This window comes from Microbulbifer maximicatervae (SeqCode) (assembly GCF_052467815.1).
Genome location: NZ_CP174326.1, coordinates 2010057 through 2024294 on the forward strand (window position 1 = coordinate 2010057; position 14238 = coordinate 2024294).

The following is a 14238-nucleotide window of genomic DNA, read 5'->3' on the forward strand; positions in this document are numbered from 1 at the left end:
TTCCTGATGACTTTAAATTTTTTTGTCAGTGAACAGCGGTTTGCTGAATTATTGATTTTTGAGTACTAAATCCAGCGGTTCTTTGTGCCAGTCAAATTTAACCAGCAGTTGCTGCTTGCGCTTGTTGTACCAGGCCCCACGGGGTGCCTGAGCAAAGTCTTTTTCAGTGCCGAAAATAGGCAGGGATTCGCCGGTAACATCGAGCTGCGCAGGCACTTGTTGCCAGTTGTGGATCTTTAAAGTGACCTTGCGGGATTCCGGCATACCGGTATAACCGTCTCCTTCGCGATTAAAGGCGAAGGTTAAACCCTGCTGTTTGTTTTCAGCTGAGAAATGCAGCTTCTCGTATTTGCCTTTTTCAAAAGCCTGCGCGGTAGCGCCATCATCTTCATAAACATAGCGCTCGGACTTTGCTGCTGATGGGTGCGCGTAGTAGTCCAGGATCAGGTTTTTACTGGAGTAATCGCGGCTGCTGTGAATATCGTCAATGGTGGGAATAATGGCGCCGGCCCGCACCAGTACAGGAATCGTTTTCAGGTTCACTTCTACCAGGGCCTGATCGCCAGAATATTGTTCATCAGTCCAGTAATCGAACCAGGTGCCGCCGGGCAGCTTTACCGCGACCTCATCCACATCCTCCTCCACGACTGGGGCAACGAGGAAATCCTGACCCCATAGGTAGGCATCCTTGTAGTCCAGTAGAGATAGATCACTTTCGTTTTCGAAAAACAGCGGACGCATCAGTGGCATGCCGGTCTGGCTATTTTCGAAGGCGAGGGTGTAGTTGTAGGGCAGCAGGCGATAGCGCAGTTTTACATATTCGCGCAGGATATCGCGGGTGCGGCGATCGTGGAAAACCGGTTCGGAAGCAATATGCTCCTGGGCGTGCGGGCGGTAAACCGGTTGGAATACGCCGTACTGTAACCAGCGGATATAGAGTTCGCGGTCAAATTTCTCACCGCCGGCAAAGCCACCCAGGTCTGAATGGGTGTAGCCAAAGCCCAGCAAGCCCATACTCAGAGCCAATTCCACCTGGGGCTGTAAGCCACCCCATTCCCGAGCGACGTCGCCGGTCCAGGGGATCATGCCGTAGCGCTGGGAGCCGGCAAAACCGGCGCGCATCATAATAAAGGGGCGGCGCTCTGGGTATTTTGCCGTTTGGCGTTCGTGCAGTAATTGCGCCCAGGCGTGGCCGAAGGCGTTGTGGATTTCATCGGCCATACCGATTGCGTGAACGGTATCGGAGGGGTGAACTTCCGGCTCACCCAGGTCGCCCCACCAGCCGGCTACGCCCTGTTCCAATAATCCGTCGTAAATATTCCAGAACCAGTCGCCGCCATCTTCAGAGAAGACATCGATCAGGCCGGTATTGCCGAAGTAGAAATCAAAACGCTTGGGTTCTCCGGCCAGGTTTTTGGCCAGGGCATTATTCGCCACGGCTTCCTGCCAGCGCTCGGAGGTGGAGAGGACAAAAGGCTCGGTCACCAGGATGGTATTGATGCCGCGCTTTTTAAGGTCGGTCATCATCTTTTCTGGTTCGGGAAAGGCTTCCTTGTCCCAGGCCAGGTTGCCCATATGACCTTTGATATCCGGGCCAAACCAGTAGAGGTCCAACACCAGGGCGTCCAGGGGGAAATCTTCTTCGGCAAACTTATCCACGGTTGAGCGGACTTCAGCTTCGCTGTGATAGCCAAAGCGGGAGGCGAAGTTACCCAGGGCCCAACGGGGTGGCAGGGGCTGTTTGCCGGTGGTGGATACATAATTTTCCAGTAACTGTGGATAAGTCTCACCGGCTACCACGATGTAAGCGGTGCGTCCGGCTACGGCTTCAAATTGCAGGATATCTTCTTCGTTTGCGCCCAGATCCAGGGTGCCGGTGGCAGAGTTGTCGAACAGCAGAATGTATTTGTTGCTGGACAGTACTGCTGGCAGGGAAAAATACATCTGGTTGGATTCGGTGGTGTATCCGTAATGGGCACGGTTATACAGAGGGAGGCGTTGACCGCGACGGTCCATCCCCATAACCCGCTCTCCGCCGCCCAGCAGTTTTTCCTCTGGCGACAGTGCGAAACGGAATCCGCGCATCGTTTCGGTAGCAAAGAAGCCACGCTCTTCACTCAGGATTTGTTCGCTGCCGCGCAAGTACTCGATTCGGAAGGGAGACTTGTGGATAACGGCAGTAAGCGAGCCAGTGCGGTAAACGAGCTTGTCTCCTTTTTGCTCCAGCGTCGCCTCGGATCGGCCGGCAGAATCGCTGGCCAACGCAAATGAGGGCAACTGCTTCAGGCCTTCGCGGCGATAGTGTACCGATAGCGCTGACGGACCAACCGGGGTGAGGGTGACCTCGCCCTCACTCGTCTGTACAGTTAGTGAGTCTTCGCTCATGGTGTGATCGCGGTAGTTGCGCTGTTCAGCGGCCAGGGATTGAGCGTTCAGGCAGAGTGTAGCTGCGAGACACACCAGGCGCAGGAGTGGGAGTTTTAGGATCATCGCGCGGGACTTCAGTTGCTTGATTAGGATTCACTGTTTTGTGTTGGCCCGGCGTATACGCATGGGCCTGAGTTTATCCTAAAGCGAAGGATCTGGCCCGCATCCTCCCCTATGGGGGAGGATGGATGCTCCGGGAGTGCGTGTGAAAATGGCAGAATAAGCATAACTAGTGATGCGGTGACCTCTATGACCCAATCAGCAAGCAGCGCCGTTGCGCCGCAAGCCCAGCAACCGCGCTTGCCCTTTTGGCAGGTGTGGAATGTCAGTCTCGGTTTTCTCGGGGTGCAATTTGGCTTTTCTCTGCAAAATGCCAATGCTAGTAGAATCTTGTCTGATCTGGGGGCGGACCTTCATTCTCTATCCCTGTTCTGGATAGTGGCGCCGCTAATGGGACTGATCGTACAGCCGATCGTGGGTTCAGCTTCGGATCGGACCTGGAGTCGCTTCGGTCGCCGCAACCCCTTTATCCTTTTTGGTGCCATCGCCGCAGCCCTGGGGATGGCGTTTATGCCCAATGCCGGGATTGTGGTGGCGATAGTGGCCCCAATTATTTTCGGCGGCGTTATGTTGGCCCTGATGGATGCGGCCTTTAACGTGACCATGCAGCCTTTCCGCGCCCTGGTATCCGACATGGTGCCATCAGAGCAGCGCACCCTGGGTTACTCGATACAGTCTTTGCTGATTAACATTGGCGCCATCTTCGGCTCCATGTTGCCATTCATCCTGACTAATGTGATTGGTCTGGAAAATACTGCCCGTGCGGGAGAGGTGGCGCCCTCCGTTATATGGGCTTTCTATATCGGCGCCACAGTGCTGCTGGGCAGTGTGTTGTGGACTGTGCTGCGCACCAAGGAGTATCCGCCGGAGCAGTACAATGCCTATAAAGGTCTCGACTCCGCGCAACTTGAGCGGGAGAGACAGCAAAAAACCCCACTGGCAAAGCGCTTGATCGGTTTTTTCCAGCTGCTAATTAAAATGCCGCGCACTATGCGCCAGCTGGCCCTGGTGCAATTCTTCTCCTGGTTTGCCCTGTTTATTATGTGGGTTTACACCACGCCTGCGATCACTCAGCACGTTTGGGGAGTGGAAGCCAAGTGGTTTGATCCCGCCTATCTGGAAAGCGTCAAAGAAATTCCCGCACATATCGCTGCCGCCAAGGGTGCTGCCGGTGACTGGGTAGGAATTATTTTTGCTGCTTACTCCCTGTTCGCAGCGATCTTCTCTATTGTCCTGGCCCGTTTGTCTCAGGTGCTGGGGCGTAAGCTCACTTATTCCCTATCGCTGGCACTGGGCGGTTTGGGATACATCAGCTTCCTGTTCTTCCAGGGGGGCGATCCCACACAGGTGAATTTGTTGATTACAGAAGTTTCCGTACCCAGTGGCGCCCTGGGATTATTGCTACCGATGGTGGGTGTGGGTATTGCCTGGGCCGCTATTCTGGCGATGCCCTATGCGATCCTCTCCGACTCGCTGCCGGCGGATAAGACTGGTGTTTATATGGGGATTTTTAATTTCACTATCGCAGCCCCGCAGATTGTTTCCGCCCTGGTAGCTGGCTTGATATTGAAAACAGTTTTCGAAAACCAGGCAATTTACATCATTGTTTTGGCGGGGGTGTGTATGTTGCTTGGCGCTATATCGGTGGCGCTTGTGAGGGAGAGTTCTGAACCCGAGCCCGCATTAAAGGCAACTACTACAGCTTGATAAAAAGTTGTAAAAGATTGTTAAAAAAGCCCCTGTTAGGGGCTTTTTTATTGCCGGGATTCCAGGTTTTCCCAAAGTTTTCGCATTTATGGGGCTACGGAGTTTTATGGTGGCATTTTGACAGTCTGGTGTGAGCGTACCTAGACTGGGCGGATCTCACCGGAAATGAATTAAATTATGTCGATATTCCCTGCAATTGATCAGGCATTAGAGGCTTTTGCCAGTTTTGTCTGGGGTCCCCCCTTATTAGTGCTACTCGTTGGTGGCGGCCTCGCGCTATTAATCTATTCTCGTGGCCGTCCCTACCGCCATCTTGGGCACAGTATTGGGCTTTTAAGTGGCCGATATGATGATCCCAATGACCCTGGCGAAGTGAATCATAGCCAAGCGCTATCCACAGCGCTGTCGGGAACCCTAGGGTTGGGCAATATTTCCGGGGTTGCCATCGCAATTACGATTGGTGGGCCTGGGGCGATTTTCTGGATGTGGGTAACCGCCCTGGTGGGGGTGGCTACCAAGTTTTATACAGCGACGCTGGCGGTGATGTTTCGCGGTCGCGATGCCTCCGGGGAACTGCAAGGTGGCCCCATGTATGTTATTCGCGAGGGGTTGGGCCGACGCTGGATGCCGCTCGCGGTACTGTTTGCCGTGGCGGGACTCTGCGGTATGTTGCCGGTGTTTCAGTCCAATCAAACCACGCAGCTACTGCGCGAGTCTTTTGCTGAGCCCTTGGGTTGGGTAGCACCCGGAGGTTCACTCACTTTTGATTTTGTTATTGGCTTATTAATTGCTGTTGCATCGGCCTACGTTATTGCCGGTCGTATCCAGCGTATCGGTAAATTCTCCGCAAGAGTAGTGCCGGGCATGGTGCTGTTTTATCTGGGCATGACCCTTGTGGTGATTGCCAGCTTCTGGGAGCAGGTACCGGCAGCATTTGCGTTAATCTTCTCGGATGCTTTCAGCGGTCAAGCTATTGCTGGAGGTACTCTGGGTTCGGTAATCACAGTAGGGGTGAGCCGGGGTGCATTTTCCAATGAGGCGGGTATAGGCACAGAGTCTTTGGCCCATGGTGCAGCGAAAACCCGTGAGCCCGTTCGAGAAGGCGTAGTTGCCATGCTGGGCCCCATTGTAGACACACTGGTTATCTGCACTTGCACCGCCCTGGTGATATTACTGACTGGCGCTTGGCAGCAGGAAGGGGATATTGCAGGCGTTACCCTGACTGCACAGGCATTTTCTCAGGTGTTTGGGCAGTTCGGCCCAATTTTGCTACTGCTAATGGTCCTTCCGCTGGCTTTCAGCACTATCGTTACCTGCTGGTATTACGGCATGAAGTGCTATGTTTTTCTTTTCGGTGGCCGCTGGCAGGGTCTTTATACCGGACTCTACATGGTGCTGATTATATTGGGTGCGGTGGCTTCTTTAAGTGCGGTAAACAGCATCATCATCGGGATGTATGCGGTAATGGCGATTCCAACAATGGTGTCTACTTTATTGCTGGCAAGGCATGTTAATCGAGCGGCTCACGATTATTTTACCCGTATGGATTTAACAAAGAGAAAAGAGGCCGAGGCTTCTTAATTAAAAAAGGCAGACTAAATAGTCCGCCTTTTTTATGGTTGGTAAAAATTTACCTGTTACTTCCAACTTAAGGCACCACGGACACCTTGGTACCAACCTTGGCGTGGGCATAAAAAATCTTAGCCATATGCCAGGGGATACGAATACAGCCATGAGAGGCGGGATATCCCGGGACGTGGCCGGCATGCATAGTAACGGGGCCATTGATACGCATCATGTAATCCATAGATGCCCCGCGGAATCGAGAACCCGCAGGTTTGCGGTGGCGGCGCACATCCACATTGCTGCGCATTACATAACCCCGTGGGCTGATGTAGTGACCGTACAGATTTGATCGATGGCTGTATTTCTTCTGTGAAATACGGAAGTTACCGGTAGGTGTGCGGTGTCCGGGTTTGCCGGTAGATACCGGGGACATACCGGCCAGGCGCCCGCCCTTATAGAAGTATGCCATTTGATCACTGAGGTCGATCACAATACGCGGTGTTCCCTGAATATTGGATTTAAACCACATATGGCGGCTATGCCGTGGATTCGCCGCGTATCTGGAATGTGTTCCGTATCTGGAGTGAGCCCGATAATTCCTATTGTATCGGGAATGCGCCCTGTAATTTCTGTTGTATCGGGGGTGTGCTCTGTAGTCCCGGTTGTGCCTTGAGTGCGATCTGTAATTCCTGCTATGCCGTGAATTTGCTCGGTAGTCCCTGCTATACCTGGAGTGTGCTCCGTAGTTTCCATGTCCATGTTGAGCGCTGTATCTCGAGTTATAGCGGGAATTGGAATAATCCACGGCATAGGTCAGTGGGGCAAGAATTGCAGATCCCACAATCACTACGGCAGCGGCGAATGATGATTTTTTGCGTAGAGATCCCTTCTGTTTCGTGGAAATGGATTGATGATTTTGCAGCGAAGATCGGCTATGCATTACACACCTCTCTACTACCAGTGGGCCGTGTAAACAACCGTGGATTTTGAATCCAGCTACAGTTTGTCTTAGGGCAAGTATTTCTGCCCTTCTACAGGGACAAGTCCATAGCTGGTGATTTCCCCAAAGCAGATAACCGTATACTCGGCCTCGGCTGCGGGTTGGTACTGCGGCGGTATGAACCACTACAAGTCCAAGGGATGGTAAGGTGGGTCTTAAGGGCTGGTGACAACAAAAAGGAATATACTGGGCCTCTCTTAGAGGATGTTCTTCTAGTTGTTAGTGATTTTGGGGAATTTTGTCTTAGTTGCTAAGGTTTTATGAGTTATCTACCGTAACTTGCGAGTCAATTTCCAGCATTCTTGAATCACACCAGAATAATAGAAATAGCTTTCAAAAAGTTATTGTTATTTATTTCATCTTAGTAAGTGTCGCGACTATATCGTTATCCAAATTTATTCACACTTCTCATTCTTGTTGTGTTGGCCTTTGCGCATTAGAAAATTTAATAAAGAAATTTACTTTTCGGGATCGTTCAAAATATTTATTTCTGATTTGAAAACCAAGTAAACGAACCCACCCTTTTTGCGTTATGTGATAGCTGATTATTGAAAGTTCCCCTGAAAATGAAATACCAGGGTAGAGGTAGTTATTTTTATTATTTACTTTATAGGATTTGGCTATGAGTGGAAGATCGATGTTGCCCACATTTTTTCTAGTATTTATTGTAATACTTTACAGCAATCCGGGCGTGACTGCTGAGGTAGAGCAAGCGAATGAAGCTCTGATTGTTTTGGATGACGAAGTAGAATTAACCCTTTCGATGCATCCACTAAATAGTTTAATGGTTAATGCGCAAGTATCGACTAGCAGTGAGTCACGAGTGGCGATCAGAATCAATTCGGCGGTAACCGACCGTCGGCGGACAAATTATACCGACTGGGGCACAGAGCATGATATGACCCTAGTAGGTTTAAGGGCCGATACCACTTACCGTTTTACTGCACTGGCAATGCTGGAAAGTGGAGACGTTGTACTGAGCTCGACTATTTCTTTCAAGACTGGTTCGTTACCTGAAGGTGCTCCCCCTGTTGAGGTAACTACGTTTACGGAGCAAAGCGAAGGAGGTGTAACTATTTTTGCACCTTCAGGTGACAGGGATAATACCTTTTGGGGATTCGATGAGGAGGGTGAGGTTGTTTGGTACCTTCACGGAGACGTTCCTCTCACCGGATCTCCGGTAGTGCGCAATTTACAGGATGGCAATTTAATGTTGCTGTTGGATCAGGAAGCAAGAATTATCTCCTTTGCCGGTGAAACGCTCCAATCATTTGAGCTACCAGCCTATCACCACGACGCGATTCTTCTTGAAAATGGAAACCTACTGGTATTAACAAACGCCTATGCAACAATTGGTGGCCAACGGATAAAAGGAGATGCGATTCTCGAAGTGGATGGGCAAGGAAATACTGTATGGGAATGGTCTGCATTCGATCATCTCGATACCCAGCGTTTCCCCGGTGAGTTAGCCAGTCGGGAATCGAGCAATGGTGCGCTGGATTGGACTCACTCTAATTCTTTACACTATATTTCTGAGGATAATTCGATTTTATTGTCAAGTCGATCTCAAAGCTGGGTGGTTAATATTGATCATGATAGTGGCGAAGTGAACTGGATTATGGGTAGGGATTTGGATGCTTCCGAGGAATTTCTTGAGAAATTATTTTCATTGCAAGATGGCACCTGGATGGCTTCTCAGCATGCAGCCATGCTTGCGTCAGACGGAGATATTCTGATTTACGATAATAGGAATGAGTCTGAATACAGTGGTGAAATCTATAATAGCCGCGCAGTGAAATTCTCTTTGGATACAGAGGAAATGGTTGCAGTGCAGACTTGGGAGTACGTTGCACCAAAGTACACCAATTCTTTAGGGGATGTAGATGAACTTTCCGGTGGGAATATTCTACTTTGCGTGGGCGGCCCATCCAGTGCTAGTACCGGCAATAATAGAGATGCACATATTGTTGAAGTCGCCGACGATCAGACTGCAGAGACGGTTTGGGAGATGGTAGTCAATGATACGAGTGTATATCGTGCTGAGCGTTTTTCTTGGAATGATATATCAGCGGTAAGTGATTTATCACTTTAGACCCTCTAAATAGTTGGAAGCCAGTAGCATACTTTGTTGCTGGCGATTTTTATTAAAGGACTTCTAACCAGATTTGGCAATCAGTGCTCTATAGCATTGATTATTCTCCTAAGCCGGTATTCCCCGAGTAACTGTTGAATATCACTAGATAGGATTTGAAGTGTTTTAATTAAATATGGTTTTAGCGTGATAATGTTAGCCTTTTTCTGTGGGGGTGTATGATTTGATGGAAAAAGTTCTTCACCTCCTTCGAGGAACTCATCATTTATTTTTTTATTTTCCTGTGAATATCGATCTAAAAAATTAGCTCTATCTTCATCAGAGTTCCATAGGTGTGATGATCTTGGTAGTGTTCGCTTGATTATGTTTTGCGTATTGCGAGATTTTATCCATTTTAATAGTTTTATATTTTCAGCTTTTGAGTGTATTTGCTGATTTAATATTTGCTTTAAAACGGCCTCTTCATTGGAGAGACTCTCCCTTATGATCTTGTTAGAATTTGGTAAGCCGGAAACCCCTAGCGAGCGGAAAAAATTAACTGGTAGGTCGCCATTACATAGCTGCTCGTAAATGAGTATTTGTATATTGGGAAAGAACTTTTTGAATACTGCTATATTTTTATAAAAGTTCAGGTTTCTACCTTCTATCTTTGATAGGAACTCCTTGAATGACAGTTTCGCTAGTGGAGATACTCCTTTCACAATATGTTCTTTGTATAGAGACTGGGCAAAATTATCTTGTCTGCGCAAGGTTAAGATGATTTTGGTTTGCTCTGGGGGTAATGTGTTGGAGAGGTGTTCTAAATAATGGTGCCGAGCCTCAATCCAGGAGCAATCTTTTGTTTTATAAGTATGTCGACAAATAGGCTCTGCACTAATTAATAGATCAAGGTTATTTTTCTGTGACTTTGACTTCCAGTCATATGCTAGCAACTTTCCTCTGGATATAGGCGGGCTTTCAGGATGATCGGAAAATGAGTGTGCAAAAAGATGGTGACCCTTATCTATGCTAATTAAATTGCGATGAATAATGGGATATAAAATACCTTTGCTTCTTAACAGTCTTCTATATTTGTAGGCGTAATATTGTATTGCTGTGGTGCCGGTTTTGTGTAGCCCTGAATGTAAATATATAGTCATTATATGTTCTTTGTATTTTATAGATCGTGATCTGGTATCTATTGTTGTTTAATAGGTGCTCATATTTATTTCGAATGATTTATTTTATGTGTCATGTGAGAGTTGTGTTTTTGGGGCGTCAAAGAGCCAATGTTGATGGTTTAGTAAAAAATATTCTATTTTATAGTCTTGGGCTCATTTTGAATTCGGTTGGCGTATGTTTTTCTATATTAACCCCGATTGTGGAGCCCATTAGTTCTAGTATAGTTGTATTTTTGTAAATTTTCGTTCATGCCGATTTAATGCTAGGGGAGACTTATGGGTAATTTTTTCACTCAACTACCAGGTGATCACTCTAGGGAGCATTTTCAGAGTTTGCTAGAGGGGAAAAGCTGCAGGGTTGAGCGGATTATATCTTACGGGCAGTCCTCGCCGGAAACAGGGTGGTATGATCAAGATGAGCATGAGTGGGTGTTAGTACTTTCCGGTTATGGTGTTATTGAAATGGAAAATGGTGAGAGGCACCACCTGGGGAAGGGGGATAACTTGTTGATTAGGGCAAATCAAAGGCATCGGGTGGTGGAGACAGCTGCAGATGAGGCCACTATATGGTTGGCAGTTTTCTTTCAGTGAAGCAGTTATCTTTTAAGAAATAAATCTTACGAGCTCCTATCGAGAGTTCTATATCTACCAATGTAAATCGGATCTAAAGTCCTCTGACGAGTTAGTATTGTTAGCTTTAAGACTTGAGTGGTTGCTGACTGGCAGGTCAGCCTGTACATATCTCCATATACCGTAGAGGCCTGTTAAAATTTTCGGCGCTTTGCTTAAATTGGACAGCTTTAATTTGGTCTGATCGTTTGATACCAAGTCAAATCCTTTTCGGCCAGGCAGTGTATGCTGCCTGGTTTTTTCTTATAGGGTTATCGTAAGTAATACTATAAAAAAATAATTAATCAAATTTTCAGCTTTCTATAGCTAGGTCAGCGGCTAGGTTATCTGGTGGTTATACCCTGTGTATGTTTACTCTAGAGGTTTTCTTTTCTGAATGAGACATTTGGAAAAGTAAGCTTGTAAAAGCTTCAGTGTTCATAAAAAATCTCTGCGCTCTTCTTACTTGGTCCTGGTAAATGCAATTTAAAATATCTTATGTGTCGGTGAATTAAACTCTTGATTTATTATTTGAGGTGATATATCTGTAATAGATGATGTTGTTCCCATTTTAATAGTAGGGAAATCAAGAATCGACAATTTCCTGGATGTGATTGCGTTTAGGTTGAAATTAGTGATCTGCAGTTAATTTTTTCGTGCTAGGAGGAAACTCTTTCATTAAAAGCCAAATATGATTATGGGGCATTAGTACTAATTGGAAGTGTTTACTTAAAGTTGTGCGCCAATTTCCGCCATAAAACGCGTTACTTCTGACAATCGATATAAATTGCTTGTTCTCGTGTCATTTCTTTGTGAGAAATAAATTAGCATGGTCCTGTGTTGATAAGTAAACATTTTCTTGGGGAAGAAATGAAAGTTCAGTTTTTAAAAGCAACTCTTTGCCTTGCTATTGTCTCATCGCTATACGGTTGTAACGGAGGATCAGGTGGAGGAAAATCTCCTGAAGAGACTGGTGATATTACTGCACCCAGTTTGACCCTTATTCCTGCAGGTGGTAGTACTATCGAAGAAGGTGGTAGGGTATTACTGACTTTTGATGAACCAGTAGAGCTAGGTGATATCTCACTGTCTGGTTCTATGCAGGAACTCGGGGAGCTATACCAAGTTAGTGAAGATTCATTAGAGCTGAGACCGAACGATGTTTGGGGGGAAGGGGAAGAGCTATCCCTAGTAATCAATGCTCAGGACGGCGCTGGTAATCAAATGACGGAGATTACCGTCAAGTATCAAGTTGAGAACATTGCCCCTACTGTAAATAGTATATTTCCGCAGAATATTCGCCTGGAAAAGAATGATTCTTTCAAACTGCAATTTTCTGAGACTATGGATACAGATAGTCTTCAATTAAGCGGAATATTACTTGAAGATGACTATAAGGTTGTTTGGTCTGCTACCGCCGTTGAAAATGATACGCTAACCGTTACTCCAAAAGAATACTGGATCGCCGGACAGAAACGCACAATCAACGTTGATGTAATGGATTTAGCAGGAAATTCCATTCCTACAGTAAACAGCAGTTTTACTGTGCCGATGTATTTCGAGAACTTTACTCCGGCGTCAGTGGTGATTGGTCAGGATAATTTTTCAGACATAGATACAGGGCTCAGTGCTAAAAATCTTGGAGGTTTTCCGGTTGGTACTCCTGCCGTTAGTTCTGATGGAAAACTATTTATAACGGATCGAGAAAATCATCGTGTCTTGGTATTTAATGAAATACCTTCCTCGAATGGGACTTCTGCTGATTTTGCTATAGGTGTCGATAGTCTGGATAGCTCCGATTCATCTGATGATAGAAAGACACTACAAACGCCAATTCAGGCCAGTATTAATGACGGTAAGTTAGTTGTTTCTCAGGCGGAGGGGGAAAGACGGATTTCGCTTTATAATCAAGTCCCTATGGATGGGACGGCAGCTCCTGAAGTGGTTTTAGGGCCATGGGGCAAGGGAGACGAAGGATGTGATAGCTTTAGCACACTAGCATCTGCCATTATAGTTGACGGGAAGATTATAGCTGTAGATGAAGTTAACTCTCGCGTGTTGGTTTGGAATAGTATTCCAACAGAAGATAATACAATTGCAAGCTTAGCTATTGGTCAGCCTACACTGGAGAGTTGCGCCGCTAATACCGATTTGGATGGTAATAGCGGGGGGCCAACAGCTCAAAATCTTGCTTACCCTAGTGCAGTCTGGAGTGATGGAGATAAGCTTGCAATTTTAGATTCTGAAAACAATAGAATTTTGCTCTGGAATGAATTTCCCACAGAAAACTATGCTGCGGCAGATGTTGTACTTGGGCAGGAAAATTTTAGAGTTGCTGAGTGGCCGGATAATGCAACGGAAAAGGATTTACTTTATCCCTGGTTAGGGATTTGGTCAAATGGAATTCAGCTATTCGTAACTGATACAGAGAATAACCGAGTGTTAATTTGGGATCAGTGGCCTGAAGAAAATTATGCTGCTGCGGATTCTGTTTTGGGGCAAAGTGATTTTGTAAAATCTGCTTATAATGACTCTAATCAAGACGGAGTTTATGATACCGGTGAACTACCTAGTGCATCCACTTTAGGCCTTCCAACAGGAGTCTTTGGTTATAAAGATAATCTGTTTGTTACTGACTCAATGAATAATAGGATCTTGGTGTTTAAGTCGCAGTAGTGCTTTCTAGATTGACTTGGCTAGATTGAAATTATAGCTAAGAGAGATGGTAAATAAATTTACCATCTCTCTCACTTTTTAGGGATTTAGTTTATTGCAAATTCTTAAGTTGATGATACTTGGTTTTTATCTCTTCCAGGTTGACGGTGGGGGCAGGAAACTGGGGGTTTAACTTCTTTAATGCTTCAGAAATAATTGAGGCTACAGCCAAGTCCCGGAACCATTTGTGGTTTGCGGGGATAACAAACCAGGGCGCGTATTCGGTGCTGCATTGATTTAGCATATCTTCAAAAGCACAGATATACTCATCCCAATATTTTGCCTCAGTATAATCACTTTCGCTGATTTTCCACTGTTTGGCGGGATCATCAATACGTTGCTTGAATCTCTCCAACTGCTCATCCTGGCTGATGTAAAGGAAAAATTTCAGTATTATTGTGTTGCTTTCAGAGAGTAATTTTTCAAAGTTGTTAATTTGTTCATAGCGTTTGCTCCAAATGTCCATCGGAACCAGGCTATGCACTCGCTCAATCAGCACCCCCTCATACTGAGAGCGGTTAAAGATTGATATATGCCCACGAGCAGGGGTTACTTTATGATATCGCCATAAGAAATCATGCTCGCTCTCTTCTTTTGAAGGTTCCTTAAAGGAAATCGCTCTACACATTTGTGGATTTGTTGCGCCCAATACATGCTTGATGGTGCCATCTTTCCCCGAGGCATCTATTCCCTGCAAGCAGATAAGTAGAGATGTTTTACGCTCAGCGTAAAGCTTGTAAGTGAATGAACGTATCTGCTCATCTATACGCTGGGTATCTGGGAGTGCCTCTTCACGACTTTCGTAACAATGTTTGAAGCCCGGATCTATTTCGGAGAGCTTTATCTTGCTGTCAGGCTTTACCCTGAAATCTTCGAAACAATTCATAGTTCGACTGCCTACC

At 46.5% G+C, this 14238-nt stretch carries 10 protein-coding genes; 5 read left to right on the plus strand and 5 right to left on the minus strand.

The window, feature by feature from the left end; all coding sequences use genetic code 11:
- Nucleotides 1-48: 48 nt before the first annotated feature.
- Nucleotides 49-2490, minus strand: a complete 2442-nt coding sequence (locus ACJJIW_RS08810; RefSeq protein ID WP_444937131.1) for a glycoside hydrolase family 31 protein — start codon at nt 2488-2490, stop codon at nt 49-51.
- A 186-nt stretch (nt 2491-2676) separates the two neighbouring features.
- Here ACJJIW_RS08810 and ACJJIW_RS08815 point away from each other — a divergent pair, with 186 nt between their 5' ends.
- Nucleotides 2677-4194: an MFS transporter gene (locus tag ACJJIW_RS08815; RefSeq protein ID WP_282931068.1), complete on the plus strand. Its 1518-nt coding sequence runs from the start codon at nt 2677-2679 to the stop codon at nt 4192-4194.
- Between the two features lie 177 nt (nt 4195-4371).
- A complete protein-coding gene (locus tag ACJJIW_RS08820; protein WP_444892148.1) occupies nt 4372-5775 on the plus strand; it encodes an alanine/glycine:cation symporter family protein in 1404 nt (467 codons plus the stop codon).
- 67 nt (nt 5776-5842) lie between these two features.
- Here ACJJIW_RS08820 and ACJJIW_RS08825 read toward each other — a convergent pair whose 3' ends face one another.
- Nucleotides 5843-6289: a L,D-transpeptidase family protein gene (locus tag ACJJIW_RS08825; RefSeq protein WP_238152069.1), complete on the minus strand. Its 447-nt coding sequence runs from the start codon at nt 6287-6289 to the stop codon at nt 5843-5845.
- Nucleotides 6247-6519, minus strand: coding sequence for a hypothetical protein (locus tag ACJJIW_RS08830; RefSeq protein ID WP_282931071.1), 273 nt, complete (start codon nt 6517-6519; stop codon nt 6247-6249). Before ACJJIW_RS08830 ends, ACJJIW_RS08825 begins: the two co-directional genes overlap by 43 nt.
- 863 nt (nt 6520-7382) lie before the next feature.
- On the opposite strand from ACJJIW_RS08830, the gene ACJJIW_RS08835 reads away from it, so the two are divergent.
- Entirely contained in the window at nt 7383-8852 is a 1470-nt protein-coding gene (locus ACJJIW_RS08835) for an aryl-sulfate sulfotransferase (protein WP_444892146.1), read from the plus strand.
- An 80-nt stretch (nt 8853-8932) separates the two neighbouring features.
- On the opposite strand, the gene ACJJIW_RS08840 is transcribed toward ACJJIW_RS08835, so the two are convergent.
- Nucleotides 8933-9991 carry a hypothetical protein gene (locus ACJJIW_RS08840; protein ID WP_444937132.1) on the minus strand — a complete coding sequence of 353 codons (1059 nt, stop codon included), beginning with the start codon at nt 9989-9991 and terminating at the stop codon, nt 8933-8935.
- A 297-nt stretch (nt 9992-10288) separates the two neighbouring features.
- Between ACJJIW_RS08840 and ACJJIW_RS08845 the strand changes: the two genes are divergently transcribed.
- Together ACJJIW_RS08845 and ACJJIW_RS08850 are read left to right on the plus strand one after the other, a co-directional pair.
- On the plus strand, nt 10289-10603 hold the full coding sequence (locus ACJJIW_RS08845) for a cupin domain-containing protein (RefSeq protein WP_282931074.1): 315 nt from the start codon (nt 10289-10291) through the stop codon (nt 10601-10603).
- 888 nt (nt 10604-11491) lie between these two features.
- Nucleotides 11492-13297 carry an Ig-like domain-containing protein gene (locus ACJJIW_RS08850; RefSeq protein WP_444937133.1) on the plus strand — a complete coding sequence of 602 codons (1806 nt, stop codon included), beginning with the start codon at nt 11492-11494 and terminating at the stop codon, nt 13295-13297.
- A gap of 91 nt (nt 13298-13388) precedes the next feature.
- Here the strand turns inward: ACJJIW_RS08850 and ACJJIW_RS08855 are convergent, their stop codons facing one another.
- Entirely contained in the window at nt 13389-14222 is an 834-nt protein-coding gene (locus ACJJIW_RS08855) for a polyphosphate kinase 2 family protein (protein ID WP_282931076.1), read from the minus strand.
- Nucleotides 14223-14238: the final 16 nt, after the last annotated feature.

Excerpts from the sequence above, each read along its gene's own strand:
- ACJJIW_RS08810 (WP_444937131.1), bottom strand. The coding sequence starts at position 2,490 with ATGATCCTAAAACTCCCACTCCTGCGCCTGGTGTGTCTCGCAGCTACA.
- ACJJIW_RS08815 (WP_282931068.1), top strand. The coding sequence starts at position 2,677 with ATGACCCAATCAGCAAGCAGCGCCGTTGCGCCGCAAGCCCAGCAACCG.
- ACJJIW_RS08820 (WP_444892148.1), top strand. The coding sequence starts at position 4,372 with ATGTCGATATTCCCTGCAATTGATCAGGCATTAGAGGCTTTTGCCAGT.
- ACJJIW_RS08825 (WP_238152069.1), bottom strand. The coding sequence starts at position 6,289 with ATGTGGTTTAAATCCAATATTCAGGGAACACCGCGTATTGTGATCGAC.
- ACJJIW_RS08830 (WP_282931071.1), bottom strand. The coding sequence starts at position 6,519 with ATGGACATGGAAACTACGGAGCACACTCCAGGTATAGCAGGGACTACC.
- ACJJIW_RS08835 (WP_444892146.1), top strand. The coding sequence starts at position 7,383 with ATGAGTGGAAGATCGATGTTGCCCACATTTTTTCTAGTATTTATTGTA.
- ACJJIW_RS08840 (WP_444937132.1), bottom strand. The coding sequence starts at position 9,991 with ATGACTATATATTTACATTCAGGGCTACACAAAACCGGCACCACAGCA.
- ACJJIW_RS08845 (WP_282931074.1), top strand. The coding sequence starts at position 10,289 with ATGGGTAATTTTTTCACTCAACTACCAGGTGATCACTCTAGGGAGCAT.
- ACJJIW_RS08850 (WP_444937133.1), top strand. The coding sequence starts at position 11,492 with ATGAAAGTTCAGTTTTTAAAAGCAACTCTTTGCCTTGCTATTGTCTCA.
- ACJJIW_RS08855 (WP_282931076.1), bottom strand. The coding sequence starts at position 14,222 with ATGAATTGTTTCGAAGATTTCAGGGTAAAGCCTGACAGCAAGATAAAG.